The 18,699-nt window shown below is 57.5% G+C and carries 14 protein-coding genes and 3 pseudogenes; 11 read left to right on the forward strand and 6 right to left on the reverse strand.

Annotation, left to right across the window (positions count from 1 at the left end; genetic code table 11):
- The first annotated feature begins 81 nt into the window (after positions 1-81).
- The 4 genes from ACS5Q1_RS03320 to ACS5Q1_RS03335 are packed head-to-tail and all read left to right on the forward strand — an operon-like array spanning position 82 to position 5,260.
- Positions 82-1,326 carry an FAD-dependent oxidoreductase gene (locus ACS5Q1_RS03320; RefSeq protein ID WP_473096863.1) on the forward strand — a complete coding sequence of 415 codons (1,245 nt, stop codon included), beginning with the start codon at positions 82-84 and terminating at the stop codon, positions 1,324-1,326.
- A gap of 9 nt (positions 1,327-1,335) precedes the next feature.
- Positions 1,336-1,587, forward strand: a complete 252-nt coding sequence (locus tag ACS5Q1_RS03325) for a sarcosine oxidase subunit delta (RefSeq protein WP_473096864.1) — start codon at positions 1,336-1,338, stop codon at positions 1,585-1,587.
- A 28-nt stretch (positions 1,588-1,615) separates the two neighbouring features.
- Complete coding sequence (locus tag ACS5Q1_RS03330; protein WP_473096865.1) at positions 1,616-4,504, forward strand: 2Fe-2S iron-sulfur cluster-binding protein; 2,889 nt, start codon at positions 1,616-1,618, stop codon at positions 4,502-4,504.
- Positions 4,505-4,531: 27 nt separating this feature from the next.
- Entirely contained in the window at positions 4,532-5,260 is a 729-nt protein-coding gene (locus ACS5Q1_RS03335) for a hypothetical protein (RefSeq protein ID WP_473096866.1), read from the forward strand.
- Between the two features lie 629 nt (positions 5,261-5,889).
- Here ACS5Q1_RS03335 and ACS5Q1_RS03340 read toward each other — a convergent pair.
- From ACS5Q1_RS03340 to ACS5Q1_RS03365, 6 genes and pseudogenes are all read right to left on the reverse strand, one after another.
- Positions 5,890-7,028: pseudogene (locus tag ACS5Q1_RS03340) on the reverse strand (IS3 family transposase).
- A 306-nt stretch (positions 7,029-7,334) separates the two neighbouring features.
- Positions 7,335-8,510, reverse strand: a complete 1,176-nt coding sequence (locus tag ACS5Q1_RS03345) for an aminotransferase-like domain-containing protein (protein WP_473096867.1) — start codon at positions 8,508-8,510, stop codon at positions 7,335-7,337.
- Positions 8,511-8,901: 391 nt separating this feature from the next.
- Positions 8,902-10,037, reverse strand: a protein-coding gene (locus ACS5Q1_RS03350) for an IS3 family transposase (RefSeq protein ID WP_473096868.1) whose coding sequence is annotated in 2 segments (ribosomal slippage) — positions 8,902-9,773 and positions 9,773-10,037 — 1,137 coding nt in all. Because the reading frame shifts where the segments join, the coding sequence is not laid out codon by codon here.
- Between the two features lie 105 nt (positions 10,038-10,142).
- Entirely contained in the window at positions 10,143-10,982 is an 840-nt protein-coding gene (gene fghA / locus ACS5Q1_RS03355; protein WP_473096869.1) for an S-formylglutathione hydrolase, read from the reverse strand.
- Positions 10,983-11,047: 65 nt separating this feature from the next.
- Positions 11,048-11,617, reverse strand: coding sequence for an S-(hydroxymethyl)glutathione synthase (gfa, locus tag ACS5Q1_RS03360; RefSeq protein ID WP_473096870.1), 570 nt, complete (start codon positions 11,615-11,617; stop codon positions 11,048-11,050).
- A 126-nt stretch (positions 11,618-11,743) separates the two neighbouring features.
- A complete protein-coding gene (locus ACS5Q1_RS03365) occupies positions 11,744-12,856 on the reverse strand; it encodes an S-(hydroxymethyl)glutathione dehydrogenase/class III alcohol dehydrogenase (RefSeq protein ID WP_473096871.1) in 1,113 nt (370 codons plus the stop codon).
- Between the two features lie 153 nt (positions 12,857-13,009).
- Between ACS5Q1_RS03365 and ACS5Q1_RS03370 the strand changes: the two genes are divergently transcribed.
- The 7 genes and pseudogenes from ACS5Q1_RS03370 to tnpC all read left to right on the forward strand — a co-directional run bounded on the left by ACS5Q1_RS03370 (position 13,010) and on the right by tnpC (position 18,691).
- The gene (locus ACS5Q1_RS03370; RefSeq protein WP_473096872.1) at positions 13,010-13,957 is read left to right on the forward strand and encodes a LysR family transcriptional regulator; all 948 of its coding nucleotides are present in this window, start codon (positions 13,010-13,012) and stop codon (positions 13,955-13,957) included.
- Positions 13,958-14,067: 110 nt separating this feature from the next.
- Positions 14,068-14,268 (forward strand): annotated as a pseudogene (locus ACS5Q1_RS03375) (IS110 family transposase); the annotation flags it as partial.
- A gap of 367 nt (positions 14,269-14,635) precedes the next feature.
- Positions 14,636-14,806 (forward strand): annotated as a pseudogene (locus ACS5Q1_RS03380) (IS4/Tn5 family transposase DNA-binding protein); the annotation flags it as partial.
- A gap of 262 nt (positions 14,807-15,068) precedes the next feature.
- The gene (locus tag ACS5Q1_RS03385) at positions 15,069-16,091 is read left to right on the forward strand and encodes an IS4 family transposase (RefSeq protein ID WP_473096873.1); all 1,023 of its coding nucleotides are present in this window, start codon (positions 15,069-15,071) and stop codon (positions 16,089-16,091) included.
- An 88-nt stretch (positions 16,092-16,179) separates the two neighbouring features.
- Positions 16,180-16,605 carry an IS66-like element accessory protein TnpA gene (tnpA, locus tag ACS5Q1_RS03390; RefSeq protein ID WP_473096997.1) on the forward strand — a complete coding sequence of 142 codons (426 nt, stop codon included), beginning with the start codon at positions 16,180-16,182 and terminating at the stop codon, positions 16,603-16,605.
- On the forward strand, positions 16,602-16,928 hold the full coding sequence (gene tnpB, locus ACS5Q1_RS03395; RefSeq protein ID WP_473096874.1) for an IS66 family insertion sequence element accessory protein TnpB: 327 nt from the start codon (positions 16,602-16,604) through the stop codon (positions 16,926-16,928). The genes tnpA and tnpB overlap by 4 nt, the downstream gene beginning before the upstream one ends.
- A 75-nt stretch (positions 16,929-17,003) precedes the next feature.
- A protein-coding gene (gene tnpC / locus ACS5Q1_RS03400; RefSeq protein ID WP_473096875.1) for an IS66 family transposase occupies positions 17,004-18,691 on the forward strand; the annotation gives its coding sequence in 2 pieces (ribosomal slippage) (positions 17,004-17,910 and positions 17,910-18,691; 1,689 coding nt in all).
- Positions 18,692-18,699: the final 8 nt, after the last annotated feature.

Genomic DNA, 18,699 nt, shown 5'->3' on the forward strand with positions numbered 1-18,699 from the left:
GTGCGAATTGAGAAACATCTCAGCATGATCATAAATCTTCACTACTGATAGCAAACATAATGTTGTTAGGCGGGATATAGAATGGTTCTAAGGCTTCTAAAATACGGCTTGCGCCGGAAATACCCGATCTCGCAAGACATCCCTCCGACGCCTGAACTCGGGCCGTCATATGACGTCGTGATCGTTGGCGGCGGCGGGCACGGGCTGGCGATCGCTTACAATCTGGCCAGGTACTGGGGAATACGAAACGTCGCCGTCCTGGAGCAAGGTTACCTCGCTGGAGGCAACACGGCGCGAAACACAATGGGTGTGCGATCGACATACATTTCCTACGAGTCGGTTCGCTTCTACAAGGAGTGTGTGGAGGCTTATAGCAAGTTATCGCATGAGCTCGATTTTAACATTCACTTTTCGCAGAGAGGTCAAGTTTCCGTCGCTCACAGCGGAGCGACAGTTCGTGATTTTCACCAGCGGGCTGAGATAGGAAAGTTCCTCGGGACTCGCATCGAGGTGATCGAGGACACTGCAAAAATCAAGGAAATCTGTCCTCGTCTATACGAGAACGAAGACGCGTCCAGGCCCATCTTGGCAGCACTTTGGCACCAGGATGGCAGCATGGTGCGGCACGATGCTGTGGCTTGGGGATATGCTGCAAGAGCAGCCCAACTAGGAGTCGAAATCCACCAGCGTACGAAGGTTGTCGGCTTTGGCGTTGAGAACGGCAAAGTCACGACCGTTCGTACTAATCGCGGCACGATACATGCAGGCCATGTAGTTCAGGCTTGCGGGGGAATGAATTCCGTCGTGGCTGATATGGTGGGCATCCGCCTGCCTATACGGACTATCCCGCTCCAAGCAATGGTGACGACACCAGTAAAGCCATTTCTTGGACCGATTGTAATTGCACCCGATTTACATACGGTTGTCCGTCAAACGGCGCGCGGGGAAGTTGTGATTGGTGGAAATGTTCTCGACGGTTATCAGCTTTACTCGACACGTTCGACGCTCGATATGAAAGAAAAGGTGGCGCTCCATGCGCTAGAGTTGTTTCCCTTCCTGAGTGAGTTGCGCTTGGTCCGCCAATGGGCGGGCATCTGTGACATGACACCAGACCGAAGTCCCATCATAGGCCCGAGCCCCCTTTGCAATTATTGGCTCGACGTCGGATGGGGAACCGGCGGATTCAAATCAATCGCTGCGGCCGGAAGTCGAGTTGCCGAGATCGTTGCCACCGGCAGGGTTCCTGATGTGCTGCATCCATTTCGATTGGATCGATTCAAGACGTTTGACCTAATCAACGAAAGTGCCTTCGGCACAAGTCAGTAGGAGAGCGGCATGAAGCTTATGCGTTGTCCAATCAACGGCTACCGCAATATTCAAGAATTTGCCTATTTTGGTCCGGTTAAGCACGTGCCGAATCAGGATGTGCCGGATGACATCTGGGCAGAGTACATTTTTGTAAAACCTAACCCAGCAGGCCGAGTGCAGGAGTGGTGGTGTCACCTTCCAAGCAATTTCATTTTCATCGCCGAGCGTGACACCATTACGGACGAGATTTTTGCGACCTACGCCTCTTCCGGTTTGTAGATCATCATGAAGAACTAGAGGAAATACAATGAGTGGACGGAATCGCCTTACGAGCCCGGCTGGCCTTCTAATTGATCGCAGCCAGCCGATCGAATTCAGCTTTGAAGGCAAACGTTACACAGGCTTCGCAGGGGATACTATTGCGAGCGCTCTTGCGGCGAATGATCAATGGATTCTGTCCCGTTCCTTTAAGTACCATCGTCCGCGCGGCATCTTCAGCATGGCTGGCCACGAGGCCAATACGCTTGTACAGTTGGCAACAGAACCCAATGCACTGGCGGATCTCGTTCCCATTTCGCAAAACCTTGAAGTTTGGGGTCAGAACTATAGCGGAAGTCTCGAACACGACCGGGATGCATATATCGGGCTTCTTTCCCGATATTTACCTGTCGGATTCTACTATCGTACTTTCTTTCGTCCGGGACGGCAGGCTTGGACAAGAATTTGGGAGCCGATTATCCGCCGCAAAGCCGGGCTCGGGCGCATCCCTAGCCATCCCGTCAAGCAATCGTATGATAAGAAGCACCTCTTCAAGGACGTGGTGGTCGTTGGCGGCGGGCCAGCGGGTCTTTGCGGTGCCCTGACGGCAGCCGAGGCTGGGGCCGACGTTCTACTTGTAGAGGGAGGCAGCGTGTTGGGAGGATCCCTCACGCACTCGCGTTTCGATCCTGATGCTTCGTGGGCTCAGAAGGAGCGTCTCGAGCTGATCCAGGCGGTAGCGTCTGCCCGCAACATCCAAGTAATGGCCGATGCTGTATGCAACGGCTGGTTCGCGGACCAGTGGTTGCCCGTCATACAGGGCAACCACCTAAACAAAATCCGCGCGAAAGAGGTCATTATCGCTGCAGGGAGCATCGAACAGCCGGCAATATTTCGGAACAATGATCTTCCAGGGGTAATGTTGGGATCGGCCGCCCAGCGCCTCATTAAGCTGTATGGTGTCCGACCGGGTCGCCGTAGTGTTGTACTGACCGGAAATGTGGATGGTTACGGGGTCGCTCTGGATTTAGCAGACGCTGGCGTCGACGTGGCCGCCGTTGTTGACCTCCGATTGACTCTGTCAGCCTCCGCTTTGGTGAATGCGGTTAGGGATCGCGGAATTCAGGTGCTGACTGGCCATTTTGTGCGCGAGGCCATCGGGACAAAAGGGCATCGCCACCTTAGGGCCGTCTGCGTGAAGCCCCTCGACGAAGCCGCCGGAGGTGAAACCCGTTGGATCGACTGCGATCTTCTCTGCATGTCCGTCGGATATATGCCTGCTTGGCAGTTGCCTCTGCAGGCAGGCGCGCGCTTAGCGTACGACAACCAAAACGAGCATTTCTCGATCACCCAGCTACCCCAACATATGCATGTTGCGGGTTCCGCGAACGGCGTCTTTGAACTGGACTCAGCTATTGCCGACGGGAAGCGCGCAGGAATCAATGCGGCCAAAGCATTGGGTCTGACCCCTGTTGGCGAGAGTAGCGGGATATTTTCGCCTTGCCGTGAGCCCGTGAATTTCTCATGGCCAATTTTCGAGCACCCAAAGGGCAAAGAGTTCGTCGATTTTGACGAGGATCTTCAAGTTCAGGACATTCTCAATAGTGTCGCGGAAGGCTATTCTGAACTAGAACTTGTGAAGCGGTTCTCCACGGTCGGCATGGGCCCTAGCCAAGGGCGACACTCGGCCCTTGCGACGGCGCGATTAGTGGCGAAGGCGACAAGCCGCAGTATTGCCGAAGTTGGGATAACGACGGCGCGCCCGCCGGTCGTGCCGGAAAAGCTCGGCGTGCTAGCAGGCCAACACTATAGGCTGGGGCGCCGCACACCAATGCATCATCGCCATGTAAGCCTGGGAGCACAGATGGTTGCCAGTGGTGCTTGGCTACGTCCTGCCTATTATGGTCCAAAAGCCGAAGCGCAAGCGGCCATACGTGCCGAGGTGCAGGCGGCGCGTCAACAAGCTGCGATTGTGGATGTATCGAATCAAGGGCGGTTTGAATTCCGTGGGCCTGATGCCGCAGAACTTGTCGATCGACTTTACACCTCAACCTACAAAGACTTAGAGGTCGGGCGTGGTCGATATGCCTTAATGACAAATGAGTTAGGCTCGATCATAGACGAAGGGGTGGTGTATCGACTAGACGATGATCATTTCTACGTCACCTCCTCCGCCAGTGGTACCGATCGCATATATCGCGAGATGCTGTTGTGGAACGCACAATGGAATATTGATGTCGATGTTGCCAATGTAACGCCGGCCTATGCCGCTGTGAGCATTACAGGTCCGAATGCGCACACAGTGCTCGCGGAAAATTTTGAAACGACAGAGCCACAGGACGATGCTTCCCACGGACATACGATCCGCGACGTAAAAATTGCAGGCATACCGGCCCGTCTTCTACTGACGAGTTCGCAAGAGGAGTCCAGCTACGAAATTCACGTTCCGGCATTGATGGGTGAAGCCCTCTGGGATCTGCTCCTCAAAGCGGGCCAACGTTCGGGCCTTCGACCGTGCGGAACGAGCGCCTTGGCAATCCTTCGGCTCGAAGGAGGCCAACTAGCACTGGGGCAAGATACGGACGCTATCACTACTCCCGACGAGGTGGGTCTTGATTGGGCCGTGGCAAATGAGAAACCCTTCTTCGTCGGGGCCCGCTCTATTGCGCTTCGGCGGCGACATCCGCCAAAGCGCAAACTCGTTGGCTTCGTCCTGGATAAAGAGCAACCACAATCGCCAGAGATTGCGAGTTTGGTGCTGAATGCAGGCCTCCCGGTAGGGCGCATTACATCTATCTGTCTTTCGCCGACTTTGGGGCACGTTATTGGCTTGGCCTACACAGCTGCAGCCAACACGGAAGGTGGCGCCCCAATCCACTTTCGTTCACGTAGCGGACAGCTGATCGAAGGCGTAATCACCTCTCGTCAGTTTCTGTAGTCCAATTCACAGGTGGAATCTTTGAGTATGCTAGCACCTAAAACTTATTTACGGCGAAGCCTTCTCGCTCAAACTCTTGTCTCGTCCAAAGCTAATTTTGCTGAAGTCTGCGGCGGTGAGATAGCTACTGACTTCGGTTGCCGCGCCGAGGAGTCCCATGCGGCGCGACGCCTTGGACTGTCGGACCTTTCGGTAATGCCGCGCACCGGCTTTAGAGGGAAAGACAGTGTAGAGTGGCTAAGCAAGCATGGCATCTTGATCCCTAGCAAGCCGAACCGGGCAGTCAGGCAGAACAATGGTGCTCTAGTGGTACAGCTTGGGGTCGGCAGCCTTCTCGTCCTAAGTGACTTGTTCGGCAAGAGCGCTCTTGTCGAGCGGATCGATACCACTTGGTCGCGCGAGCGCAAAGAACGTCATGTATATGCCATGCCATACTCAGACAGCTTGGCTTGGATGCTGGTCGTCGGTGATCGAGCATCAGATATCTTTGCGAAGGTGTGCGCTGTGGACCTTAGTCAAAGAAGTTTTGACGATCTGGATGTCGCTCAGGCACACGTTATGCAGCTGGAAGCCATTGTTATTAGGGCCGATATCGGTCCCGTCCCAGCATACCATATCCTTGTGGAGTCGACATATACGCATTCCTTTTGGTGTCATTTGCTAGAAGCAATGGCCGCAGATGGTGGGGTTCCTGTGGGCTATTCGGCCGTCCTCAATTTGGCAGCGGCCCACATCCCGCTCGATGCGTCCGCGTAGTCCTTAAGGGCCCTTGCGAGCCTGCAGATGAGTCTCCTAAACAGTATCCTCTAGAGGAAGTAGTTAAGGTCGGTTGTCATAAAGCCCTCAAATATTGTCGCCCCGCATCGTCACCAGAGCTGCCACGGATCATCTTCATATGAGGTGCCGGTCATCTCGCTCGTGTTGCCTACGGCCATATGGCAGGGAGGCATTCAGACTTCTTGGGTGACTGGTAAAACTAACCTGGGTGCGGACTGCTGGCTATTATTCATCCTAAAGATGGTAGTATATCCGGTAACTTCACTGTCTCTGAGTGAGCCAAATTTGTTGCCGCGGCGTCAAACGAAACAATCACTTCAAGGAGGCTACTAAAGTAACTTAATTGCGATGGGATCGAGCATGGGTGGACAACATCTAGCCCGTGCTTGCAATGTTTCGATCTCGTAACGATCGTTGCACCTCGAGCTATTCATTGCGGTCGCGGCCACGCCTTCAATTCCAAGCTTAGCTCCATATTATCGCAGCACAATTAATGTCACTGAATCGGGATTTCTCAATTTCCAAGCCGAACTGTCAAGGGGACGACTGAGGTGGCTCGGTTTGTCTGAACAGCGTTTTCGGTTCGCTAAGTGGAGCGTCTGCCGGGGTTACGCTGCCGCGCGTTGCGGCAGCGAATTGAAGTAGGCCTGATCGGGCGTGCTCCGGTCAAGGCTCGAATGAGGCCTCCGGCCATTGTAAAAGGTCATATAGCGGCCAATCGAAGCGCGGGCCTCGGATACGCTGTCATAGGCTTTCAGATACACCTCCTCGTATTTGATGCTGCGCCACAGGCGCTCGACAAAGACGTTGTCGCGCCAGGCGCCCTTGCCGTCCATGCTGATCGCGATCTTGTTCTTGAGCAGCACACTGGTGAAGTCATGACTGGTGAATTGGCTGCCCTGATCGGTGTTGAAGATCTCTGGCCTGCCGTAGCGGGCCAAGGCTTCCTCCACAGACTCGATGCAGAAGGCTGCCTCCAGGGTAATCGACAGCCGCCAGGCTAGAACCCGCCGGCTGAACCAGTCGACCACCGCTGCCAGATAGACGAAGCCCCGCGCCATGGGGATGTACGTAATGTCCATGGCCCACACCTGATTAGGGCGCGTCACCGACAGCTTGCGCAGGAGATAAGGATAGATCTGATGTCCTGGCGCCGGCTTGGAGGTGTTGGGCTTGCGATAGAGCGCCTCGATGCCCATCCGCTTCATCAAAGTAGAGACATGCAGGCGTCCGACCGTGAAGCCCTCCGCCCGCAGGAGATCGCGCAGCATCCGGCTGCCCGCAAACGGATACTCCAGATGCAACTCGTCCATCCGCCGCATCAGGGCCAGATCGGCCGCCGAGGCAGGCTGCGGTCGATAATAGAGGCTGCCCCGGCTGATCCCGAGCTCCTCGGCTTGCCGGGTCAGCGGCAGAGCATGCGATCAGTCGATCATCGCTTTGCGCTCGGCCACACTCCGGCTTTGCCGAGCGCGCTTTCCAAAAAATCGTTGACCAGCGTCAGCTCGCCGATCTTGGCGTGCAGGGTCTTCACATCCACCGGAGGGGCGTCAGCTCCCGCCTTGGGCTCAGGCCCGAATACCCCGGCGGCTCCGTCGAGGAGCTGGGCCTTCCACTGAGTGATCTGGTTGGGGTGCACGTCGAACTGCTGGGCCAGTTCGGCTAGGGTCTTCTCGCCCTTCACGGCGGCCAGGGCCACTTTGGCCTTGAAAGCCGGAGAGTGGTTCCGGCGCGGTCGCTTGCTCATCGTTTCTCCTGTTCAGCAGCCATTCTGGCCGCAGTCAGGCAGAAACTCCACTTATCCCGCTGTTCAAACTTCCCGAGCCAGCTCTGTTCGAGCTGGTTGGCTGCTTCATCACGATCCTGGTGAACACGCGCGCCGGATTTCCCGATTCGCTGCGAGTGGTTCGCCAGATCGTGCGTGGTTCCGATTTCGCGTAGAGTACTGAATTATGGGAGCGAGAAATGTCCAGTGGACTGCAAGAGCGGGTCGGGCGATGGACGGCACTGAATCTTCGCTAGCGCCGCCATCCCGTGAAGTTCTAGCAATTCTTCACTTTAGAAGCGCTCGGTAGCTGTCGCGTACGATGGTGAGCCCATGACGAAGTTGATCTCTCGTGAGGACAGTTCCGATACCAATTCGGGCTGCCTCTGGAGCAACCCGATCACCAACGACAAAGCTGTCGATCATTCCGACAATGACCCCTTTTTCGGCTGCCGCCGTGGCTAGTTCCATGCGCAGTCCCGGCCGTTGCATCCGAAGTAGTATGTTAAGCGCTCCGAAATTGGTGCTAAATGGCACGTCGGCGAGTATCTCGGCACATATTGCATGTCGCTCGATCATTTCTGATCTCAAGGCAGATATCATTTCGATGATGGCGTTCCCGTTTATTAATGCGGATGCTATCTCGGCGTTAAGTGGCGCGGGCATCCAGTATGTTGAACGTGTTGCCGGCCAGAATGCCGCCTCAGAATTCTTTCTGGTTGGGGCGACGACATAAGCCACCTTCAACCCGGGCGTGACTCCCTTTGCGGTTCCCAGCACGTACCAGCCGAGGTCGGGAGCTATCGCCGAAAATGGTGGTGGAGCGTCCGTGGGAAGGAGGCTGTAAATATCGTCCTCGATAAAGGCGACGCCGTTCTTCCGTGCCGTAGCAGCTATCGTATGCCTACGTTCAAGTGGCGTCGTCACTGTCGTCGGGTTGTGGAGCGTCGGTAAAGTATAGAAGGCCCTTGGCTTGACGGTTTCACAGACCCGGGCGAAATCATCCGGATCGATACCTTGTTCATCGATACGCACTGGATAAAGGGATATTCCTAGCCGTGCCGCTATCGGCTTAATGGCAGGATAGGTGAGTTCTTCGACGGCGAGGATTCCATTTTGACCAACAATGGCGTCAAATAGACGATCAAGAGCGCTTTGCGTCCCGTTCGTTACTACGACACGGTCTGCCGATGGTTCTTGGCCTAACCTAAGGGCCGCAAAACGAGCCCCAGCGCAACGGTCTTGCTCATTTCCCATGAACCGATGTGATCCGACAATCTCACTGAGCGACCGATTTTTTACGATGGAATCCAGGGCATGGCGGAGGATAGGTTCGAAAACCTCTGGTAGAATCGGAGGAAGATTGCCGCTTAGATTTATGGAGCCCTTCGGCAGGGATGGATCCGTCTGGCGCATAGGCTCATCAATTGAGTGGGCCGAATCCAATGTTTTGGTCTCTTCCATGCTGTGCTCCCGTGGCTGTTAGATGCGTGGCTTGCTACGAGTGCCAACATCAGAAGCCGAAAACCCGCGAAATCATACGTCTAGGCTAGACTACTAATCTAGACGTGCTAGCCGGGTAAGGCAATAGAGGGATAACTGACGCCTCGAAAAAAGTTCGAACTCCCGGGCCCAATTCGTACGTTCTTGTGTTCTGCGTTAGGCCTTTGTAGGCCGATGACACAATTGAAGGCTTGCTCAATTCAGGTCGAAATCTCTTTGTCGCATAACAAGAAGAGGACGCCTCATTCATGCATGAGCGATCCTATGAACGATCGGATCGGTGTGGCGGAGTGAGGTGGCTCGATTTGTCTGAACAGCGTTTTCGGCTGGCTAAGTGGAGCGTCTGCCGGGGTTAGGCTGCCGCAAGCTGCGGCAGCGGGGTAAAGTAGGCCTGATCGGGCGTGCTCCGGTCAAGGCTGGAATGGGGCCTCCGACCATTGTAAAAGGTTAGATACCGATCGATCGAAGTGCGGGCCTCAGCGACACTGTCGTAGGCTTTCAGATAGACCTCCTCGTATTTGATGCTGCGCCACAGGCGCTCGACAAACACGTTGTCGCGCCAGGCCCCCTTGCCATCCATGCTGATCGCGATCTCATTCTTGAGCAGCACGCTGGTGAAGTCGTGGCTGGTGAACTGACTGCCTTGATCCGTGTTGAAGATCTCCGGCCGACGATAGCGGGCCAGCGCCTCCTCCACCGCCTCGATGCAGAACGCTGCCTCCAGCGTGATGGACAGCCGCCAGGCCAGAACCCGCCGGCTGAACCAGTCGACCACCGCCGCCAGATAGACAAAGCCGCGCGCCATGGGGATGTCGGTGATGTCCATAGCCCAGACCTGGTTCGGTCGCGTCACCGGCAGCTTGCGCAACAGATCCGGATAGATCTGGTGGCCCGGTCCCGGCTTGGATGTATTGGGCTTGCGATAGAGCGCCTCGATGCCCATCCGCTTCATCAGCGTGGAGACATGCAGGCGCCCAACCGTGAAGCCCTCGGCGACCAAGAGATCGCGCAGCATCCGGCTGCCCGCGAATGGGAACTCAAGATGCAGTTCATCTATCCGTCGCATGACGGCCAGATCAGCCGCTGAGACCGGCTGCGGGGCATAATAGAGACTGCCTCGGCTGATTCCGAGTTCCTCGGCTTGCCGGGTTAGCGGCAGGGCATGCGCGCGGTCGATCATCGCTTTGCGCTCGGCCACGCTCCGGCTTTGGCGAGCGCGCTTTCCAAAAAATCGTTGGCCAGGGTCAGCTCGCCGATCTTGGCATGCAGCGTCTTCACGTCCACAGGTGGGTTTGCGGCTGCAGCCTTCTCGGCCCCGAACACGTCGGCTGCTCCGTCGAGGAGCTGGGCTTTCCCCTGGGTGATCTGGTTGGGATGGACATCGAACTGTTGCGCCAACTCGGCCAGAGTCTTCTCACCCTTCACGGCAGCCAGGGCCACTTTGGCCTTGAAGGCCGGTGAGTGATTGCGGCGGAGTCGCTTGCTCATGGTTTCTCCTGTTCGGCAGCCATTTTGGCTGCAGTCAGGCGGAAACTCCACTTATCTTACTGTTCAAATTTCCCGAGCCAGCTCTCACTTGTGTATCTGACTTTTCTAGGTTCTTAGGCGCTCCGCATGCCAGCGCAGATGGTCCTCGATGAAGGTGGCAATGAAGAAATAGGAATGGTCGTAGCCGTCTTGCATCCGTAGCGTTAAGGGCTGACCCGCCTTGGCACAGGCCGCCTCCAGGAGCTGAGGCTTGAGCTGGCTGTCCAAGAAGCTGTCAGCCGTGCCATGGTCCACCAGGAGGTCGGCGAGGCGTGCACCGCTTTCGATCAGCGCGCAAGCATCGTAGTCGCGCCAGGCCGAGCGGTCGGGGCCGATATAGTTCGACAGGGCCTTCTCGCCCCAGGGGCAGTTCATCGGCGAGGCGATGGGCGCGAAGGCCGAGACCGCCTTGAAGCGGGCCGGGTTGCGCAGCGCAATGGTGAGCGCCCCGTGTCCGCCCATGGAGTGGCCGGTGATACCCTGCCGGTCCATGTCCGCCGGAAGGTTCTCGGCGATCAGTTCCGGCAGCTCGCGTTCGATGTAGGAGCGCATGCGGTAGTGCTTCGCCCAAGGCTCCTGCACGGCATCCACGTAGAAGCCGGCGCCGAGGCCGAAATCGTAGGCGCCCTCTGGATCGTCCGGCACGCCCTCGCTGCGCGGGCTGGTGTCGGGCGCGACGAGGATGATGCCGAGCTGCGCGGCCACGCGCTGCGCGCCCGCTTTCACGGTGAAGTTCTCCTCCGTGCAGGTGAGGCCGGAGAGGAACCACACTACCGGTGCCTTGCGCTCGTTCGCCTGCGGTGGAATGAAAGCAGCAAACTTCATAGTGCAAGAGCAAACATCAGATCGATGTGAGAATACATGCTGTATCCCACCGAATGATTTGACCGTTGAGATCTCGTCCATGAATGTTGCTGCTTTAAAATTGCCTTCTTAATGGCCCGACCGCAATGTCAGCAACGACGTCATCGTTACGTAAGAATGCCGTTCTTCCGCGCTGTCCAAGATGCTAGATAGTCCATCAAGCTAGGCGAAAGACAGTCGTAAGGCTCAAGCCCGAGTTCTCGCAGGCGTCCTCGGATTTCGCTCGTTTGAGAAGGATCGATGCCAGACTCGATTACAGACGAGACGAATGCTGCAAATTCCGGCTCTGGCCACTCTGCGCTCTCGAACCGCTCCGGATGGATAAATGCTAGCCCTTTGAATGCGTGCTCCCGCTCCACAGGCCCGTACATATGAACCCCGCACACTTTGCACGCGTGCCTTCGGATCAGGGTTGCTTCGTCAACTACCTGCAGCTTATCACTATTCTCTAAGATCATAATCTTGTCGTGTGGTACGACTGCCACAATCGAGAATGTTGCTCCAGTGGGCTTCCAGCACTTTGTGCAACCGCAGGCATGGTTGTGTAATATCCCACCGTCGATCTGTATTTTTACAGGATTATCAACACAGTTGCATACAAGGGTTCCCCCATTGAAGGCTGTGGAAGGCTTACGAACGCCATCGTCAACAGCGGGATGTATCGAGCCCTTTGCCATCAAAACCTCCGTTATTTGCCTGTAGTCTCTATCCTCGAGACTATGAAGCTGGATCGTAAGACATCGCGCCCATGCTGGGTACTTGAGTGGCACCAGATCTGCTTAGAGCGCGAATAGGTCGCCTGATCAATAGATCACGACCGAGCGGATCGACTTGCCTTCGTGCATCAGGTCGAAAGCGGTGTTGATTTCGTCGAGCGGCATGGTGTGGGTGATCAGATCGTCGATGTTGATCTTGCCCTCCATGTACCAGTCGACGATCTTTGGCACATCCGTGCGCCCACGCGCACCACCAAAGGCCGTGCCCTTCCAGACGCGGCCGGTGACGAGTTGGAACGGACGTGTCGCGATTTCCTTGCCGGCCTCCGCCACGCCGATGATGATGCTCTCGCCCCAGCCGCGGTGGCAGCATTCGAGGGCCTGACGCATCACATCCGTGTTGCCGGTGGCATCGAACGAGAAATCTGCACCGCCGCCCGTGAGATCGACGATGGCCTGCACGACCTTGTCGTTGCCGATCTCGTTCGGGTTGATGAAGTCGGTCATGCCGAACTTCTTGGCCATCTCGACCTTGGCCGGGTTGATGTCGACGCCGATGATCTTGTCGGCGCCGACCATGCGCGCGCCCTGGATCACGTTGAGACCGATGCCGCCGAGGCCGAACACCACCACGTTCGCGCCGGGCCACACCTTCGCGGTGTAAATCACCGCGCCGATGCCGGTGGTGACGCCGCAGCCGATGTAGCAGATCTTGTCGAATGGCGCGTCCTCGCGCACCTTGGCGAGCGCGATCTCCGGCAGGACTGTGAAGTTCGCGAAGGTCGAGCAGCCCATGTAGTGGAACACGGTCTCGCCATCGCAGCGGAAGCGGCTCGTGCCGTCCGGCATCAGGCCCTGCCCTTGCGTGGAACGGATCGCGGTGCAGAGATTGGTGCGGCGCGACAGGCAGGATTTGCAGCTGCGGCACTCGGGCGTGTAGAGCGGGATCACGTGATCGCCGACTTTCAGCGTCGTGACGCCTGCGCCGACCTCGCGCACGATGCCCGCGCCCTCATGGCCGAGGATCGCCGGGAACTTGCCCTCGGAGTCGAGACCCGACAAGGTATAGGCATCGGTGTGGCACACCCCGGTGGCCATCACCTCCACGAGCACCTCGCCGGCTTTGGGTCCCTCGATGCGGATGGTCTCGATGGTGAGCGGCTTGCCAGCCTCCCACGCCACGGCGGCCCTGGTTTCCATGCGATACTCCAAAGGATGGTTTAGTAGCCAGTTGGCTCGGACACGGGGCCAGTTGGCTCGGACACGGGGAGCGCTGTTAGCTCCGAAACTAACTAGAAATCTCGTTAAATTCGGATAACTTAGCTATCGCTATTAATCAAATTGATCGCATCAATGATGATCATCGATCACGTTAATCTATCAAAGCTGGATCTGAACTTACTTGTTGCACTTGATGCTCTGCTCACCGAACAGAGTGTCACACGAGCGGCCCAGATCGTTGGTTTAGGCCAGTCTGCGATGAGCCACAACTTGGCGCGCCTGCGTGTAGTGTTCGGTGACGAACTCCTAACTCGTGCACCTCATGGTATGCGGCGCACGCCACGGGCTGAGGCGCTTCTAGGCCCCTTGCAGACTGTCCTGCTGAATGTGCAGTCGCTGATAAGGAGCGACTCCAGTTTTGACCCTCAGACAGCGGAACGTAGCTTTCGGATAGCGCTTCCCGACAGCGTTGAAGTTTTGCTTGTTCCTAAGTTATTGGCGTTCCTAACAGACCTGGCTCCGGGGGTAAGACTTAGAATGCACACTATTGATCCTGAAACCGTGCTCGAAGAGCTAGACCTGAACCATATCGATTTTGGGATCGGAATAGGGCCGTTCGGTATGGCTCAGACTCACCATAGGTCACGGATTCTCTTGACTGACTCTTATCTATGCCTCTTCAATTCGGCACTAGTAGAAGCGATGACCCCAATATCTATGGGGGATTATCTCCGGTTCCCACATATCCTCACTAGCCTACGACATGGAGAATATGGTGTTGTAGATGCGGCGTTAGCTCAAATCGGACTGACGCGCAGAATTGCTCTCACGACACCTCGATTTATGAGTATCCCAATCCTGGTTGCTCAAGCACCATCTATTGCTACGATGCATGCGATGCCGGCGCGGCTACTTGCTAACACCTTCAATTTAAGCCTTAGCCCACCGCCGGTGGCTCTATCGACCATTTCGATCTCACTTCTGTGGCACGCATCCTTCGATCACGATGCGGGACACAAATGGTTGCGCCAAGTCCTTGTGCATCTCGCATCCGAGCTGATGAAAGATCGTCCTAGATGATGTAATAGGCCTGCCACTTGCGCAGCAGCGGAGCGGGGTGGCTGCCCTTCAGAGTGAAGATGTAGACACGGAGTCCGATTGGTTGGCCCCAAACATCATGAGGGACAGCCATGGACGACTATGCCGGAATCGACGTGTCTTTGGAACTGAGCAGCGTCTGCATCCTTGATGCCTCAGGACAAATCTTCCGCGAGGCGAAGATCGCCAGCGAATCCGAGGCGCTTGAGACCTTCCTCGCCAGCCTAAACCTGCCGCTCACCCGTGTCGGCCTGGAGGCCGGTCCTCTGTCGCAGTGGCTGCATGCCGGCCTTCTGGAAGAGCCGACCGGTTGCGCTTCAATCAAAGCTCTCCCAGGCCCGGCGCTCATCGTGCAGCGTCAACCACATCAGGGCGAGAACCGCCTCGTCGATCTCCGTGCGCCCACTTTACCGCGCCACGGTCAAAGATTCCGTACCCATCCGAGCAGGCTTTCAATTACCCACATTTTTGGTCTGATCCGCCGCGCTTGCCTGACCAGCCCACATCGTGATTCCTTATCGAGCACCTCATTGTCTATGAGAGGCGTCTCATGGGCCGAGTTCTCTCTCAGCTCTTGCGTGATCTCGCCCATCCCTGTGGGTTGAGCCCTGATCAGACTGTCCGTTGTCTGCTGGGCCACGGCCGCAAGGGAGCCGGGCCATGACGAGGGCCTCGCTCCCAGCACCCCACCTCATTAACGATGCGGCTGAAGCCGTCTCCTGGGTCGAGCGGGAACTCGCTGGCTGCAGCTTTCGGGACAACCGTCTTGACCAGCGCCTGCGTAAGCTCCTGACCCACATGGCCGGTGCCATCGGCGGCAGCCTTCCGCTGGCCTGCCAGGACTGGGCCAACACCAAGGCCGCTTATCGCTTCCTGTCCAATCCCAAGGTCTCCGAACACGAGATCCTTCAAGGCCATTTCCAGGCGACCCGCACCCGCTTTGCCGCAGTCGATGGACCCATCCTGGTCATTCAGGACACAACGGAACTGTCCTACCAGCGCGCGCAACCCCGGCGGATTGGGTCCACCTGCCGGGTCAACAGCGGGCGCGACAAGGAAGGTCGCTACAGGATGCACAGTCTGCGGGCTGCTGATGATCTCCTGCCTGGCCGTGACCGCAGAGGGGCTGCCACTCGGGCTTTCCGCCATCAAGTTCTGGACGAGAGCCCAGTTCAAGGGCACCAAGGAGCTCAAGCGCAGGATCAACCCGACCCGGGTGCCGATCGACCAGAAAGAGAGTATCCGCTGGCTGGAGTGCCTGAAGCAATCTGTGGCGCTGTTCGGTGCTCCTGAGCGCTGCATCCATATCGGCGACCGCGAGAATGACATCTACGAATTCTTCTGCACGGCTCATGCTCTGGGCACGCACTTTCTGGTCCGGACCTGCGTGGATCGGCTGGCGGGTGACGGGCAACACACCATCGCCGACGAGATGCAGGAGGTGAAGGTCAAAGGACGGCATCAGGTTGAAGTTCGCAGCCCAAAAGGTGCTGTCAGCCCTGCGGTCGTTGAACTGAGATACCGCCGGATCCATGTTCTGCCGCCGATCGGCAAACAGAAGCGCTCTCCGGCCCTTACCCTGACGGTGGTCCACGCGCAGGAACGTCACACGCCGAAGGACCGGGCGCGGATTGACTGGAAGCTGATCACGGATCTGCCGGTGCGATCCCGCGCGGACGCGATCCAGATGCTCGACTGGTACGCCATGCGCTGGAAGGTCGAGCTGTTCCACAAGATCCTCAAATCCGGCTGCCGGGCTGAGGAGACCAAGCTGAGAACGGCCGAGCGACTGGTGAACCTGCTCAGCATCTACTGCATCCTGAGCTGGCGGATCTTCTGGATGACGATGCTCAATCGCGTCATTCCGCACGTGCCGCCGCAGTTGGCCTTGACGGGGCTGGAAATCGACCTGCTTGACGAGCTGGTGAGAGACAAGGGCCAAGTGTTGCTGCGGAGAAAAACACTCTCGCATTATCTGACCAAGATCGCTCGCATGGGCGGCCATCTCGCCCGTGGGCATGATCCGCCGCCCGGCAACACCGTCATGTGGAGAGGACTTTCGCGCCTGATGGATATCGAACTCGGCGCCAGGATCGGAGCGCAAATCTATGGGTAATTAAAAGCCGAGCAGGGCCGTCTTGTCCGATTGATGGATTTGGAAGAGGACTGGCTATATGGACGTCAATATAGCCGGTATTCTAGCCATGGACATTATTGGAGACAGCCAGCAGCAAATCAGCCGCCTGGAGATTGTGGAAAGTGGTCGCCGTCGCCGCTTCAGCGATGAGGCAAAGCGAGCGATTGTTGCGGAGAGCTATTCCGGCTCCCGGCAGGTGACGGTTACTGCGCGCCGACACGGGATCACCCGCTGGCAATTGAACAGCTGGCGCAAGGCGGCGCGAGAGGGCAGGCTTGGCGGCTCGTTTGAAGGGTTCGTTCCCGCCGTTATCGTTCCGGACTATCAGGCGTCCGTCAAACATTCGACGCTGGCTTGGCCAGCGGAAGGAACGACACAACCGAGCAGCCGTATGGAGGTCGTCACCGCGAATGCCCGGCGTGTGATTGTTGACCGGGATGTCGATGTGGAGGTGTTGCTGCGGGTCATGCGCGGGTTGGAAACTCTCCGATGATGAACCTGTTTCCGATGAGCCCGGGTGTAAAGGTATGGCTGGCAACGGGCTATACCGATATGCGACGCGGCTTTCCATCACTGGCCCTGCAGGTGCAGGAGGTGTTGAAGCATGAGCCGCTCGGTGGTCATTTGTTCTGCTTCAGGGGCCGCCGGTCTGACGTGATCAAAATTATCTGGCATGATGGTTTGGGGGCTTGCCTTTTTACCCGGCGACTGGAGCGAGGCCGGTTTATCTGGCCAAACATGGAAGGCGGCGTGGTGGCGATATCCCCTGCGCAGCTGTCTTATTTGCTGTCCGGAATCGACTGGCGCAATCCTTAGGAAACCTGGCGTCCGACACGGGTCGGGTAGCATTATTCGATTGAAAATACAGGGAAATTCTGATCGAATGGCGTCATGCCGTCGATGCCTGTCGATCTTCCAGAAGAGCTTGCGAGCGCCTATCTGGCGCTGCTTTCCGAGCGTGAGGTGTTGCAGGCGGAACGGGATGTCGTTGTCGCCGAGAGGGACATGGCGGTGGCGCAAGCCGCCAAGGCGCAGGCCAGGTTGTCCGACAGCGAGGCACTGATCGCCCGTCTGGAACTGGCGATCGAAAAGCTGAAGCGCGAACTGCGCGGCCAGCGTTCCGAGCGCGCGGCACGGCTGATCGACCAGCTGGAATTGCAGCTCGAAGAACTGGTGATGGCTGCGACGGAGGATGAGGTTGCGGCGCAGGCGGCCGCGGCCAGGAGATCAAACGGGCGCTCTTTTGTGCGCAGGCGGCCGGTACGAAAGCCCTGGCCGGAGGATATCGAGCGCGAACGCGTGGTGATCGATCCCCCGGCTACCTGTGCATGCTGCGGTGGCTCGCGCCTGTCGAAACTGGGCGAGGACATCACCGAGACGTTGGAGGAGATCCCGCGTCGGTTCAAAGTGATCGAGACGGTCCGGGAAAAGTTCAGCTGTCGGGATTGCGAGGCGATCAGCCAGCCGCCGGCGCCGTTTTATGCCACGCCGCGCGGCTTCATCGGCCCTCATCTGCTGGCGACGATCCTCTTCGACATGTTCGGCATGCACAGTCCGCTCAATCGCCAGAGCGCCCGGTTCACATGCGAAGGCATCGCGCTTTCGACCTCGACGCTGGCCGATCAGGTCGGGTTTGGAACCGCCGCTCTCATGCCGGTCTTTGACCTGATCGAGAAGCATGTCTTTGCGGCCGAGCGCCTTCACGGCGACGATACGACCATTCCCATCCGAGCCAAAAGCAAATGTACAACCGGGCGCATCTGGAGCTACGTGCGAGATGACCAGCCCTTCGGGGCGGCACGGCTCCGGCAGCGGTCTATTATGCTTCGAGTGACCGTCGCGGCGAACATCCGCAGAAACACCTGGTCGGGTATGGCGGCATTCTGCAGAGTGACTGTTACAATGGCTTCGAGCCGATCAGTGTTGCCGAACAGAAAGCAGTGCCCATTACCTTTGCCTTCTGCCACGCGCATGCGCGGCGGAAATTCTTTGAACTGGCCGATATCGAGAAAAGTGCTCGGGATGGCAAAAGAAACGGCAGGCCGATCTCCCCCATCGCGTTGGAAGCCGTCAAACGGTTCGACGCGTTGTTTGAAATCGAGCGTCAGATCAACGGCTTGAGCGCCGCAGAACGACTGGCTGTGCGGAGGGAGAAAAGCAAGCCGCTGTTCGATGACATGCACGAGTGGCTGAAACGGGAGCGTGCCACGCTCACCCGATCGTCCGAGGTGATCGGAGCCATTGATTACATGCTGAAGCGCTGGAGCGGCTTTGCCCGTTTCCTGGAAGATGGCCGGGTTTGTCTCACGAACAATGCCGCCGAACGGGCGTTGAGAGGGATCGCCCTGGGGCGCCGCAACTGGACCTTCGCCGGTTCCCAGCGCGGGGCCGATCGTGCCGCCGTCATGCTCACCCTCATCACGACCTGTCGTCTCAACGACGTCGATCCAAAAGCCTGGCTCGCCGACGTGCTGGCCCGGATCGCCGATCTTCCTGTCGCCCGCCTGCATGAATTGCTTCCCTGGGAATGGAAAAGCCGACGGCTGGCCCTGAAGCCCGCTCCTCAGCTGGCCGCCTGACAGAAAAG

The organism is Microvirga sp. GN3, assembly GCF_055792825.1.

Bases quoted from the DNA above. Each gene is read 5' to 3' on its own strand.
- ACS5Q1_RS03335 (WP_473096866.1), top strand. From the start codon at position 4,532: ATGCTAGCACCTAAAACTTATTTACGGCGAAGCCTTCTCGCTCAAACT.
- ACS5Q1_RS03325 (WP_473096864.1), top strand. From the start codon at position 1,336: ATGAAGCTTATGCGTTGTCCAATCAACGGCTACCGCAATATTCAAGAA.
- ACS5Q1_RS03345 (WP_473096867.1), bottom strand. From the start codon at position 8,510: ATGGAAGAGACCAAAACATTGGATTCGGCCCACTCAATTGATGAGCCT.
- tnpB (WP_473096874.1), top strand. From the start codon at position 16,602: ATGATGAACCTGTTTCCGATGAGCCCGGGTGTAAAGGTATGGCTGGCA.
- gfa (WP_473096870.1), bottom strand. From the start codon at position 11,617: ATGGCAAAGGGCTCGATACATCCCGCTGTTGACGATGGCGTTCGTAAG.
- ACS5Q1_RS03385 (WP_473096873.1), top strand. From the start codon at position 15,069: ATGATCTCCTGCCTGGCCGTGACCGCAGAGGGGCTGCCACTCGGGCTT.
- ACS5Q1_RS03330 (WP_473096865.1), top strand. From the start codon at position 1,616: ATGAGTGGACGGAATCGCCTTACGAGCCCGGCTGGCCTTCTAATTGAT.
- tnpA (WP_473096997.1), top strand. From the start codon at position 16,180: ATGGACATTATTGGAGACAGCCAGCAGCAAATCAGCCGCCTGGAGATT.
- fghA (WP_473096869.1), bottom strand. From the start codon at position 10,982: ATGGACGAGATCTCAACGGTCAAATCATTCGGTGGGATACAGCATGTA.
- ACS5Q1_RS03370 (WP_473096872.1), top strand. From the start codon at position 13,010: ATGATGATCATCGATCACGTTAATCTATCAAAGCTGGATCTGAACTTA.
- ACS5Q1_RS03365 (WP_473096871.1), bottom strand. From the start codon at position 12,856: ATGGAAACCAGGGCCGCCGTGGCGTGGGAGGCTGGCAAGCCGCTCACC.
- ACS5Q1_RS03320 (WP_473096863.1), top strand. From the start codon at position 82: ATGGTTCTAAGGCTTCTAAAATACGGCTTGCGCCGGAAATACCCGATC.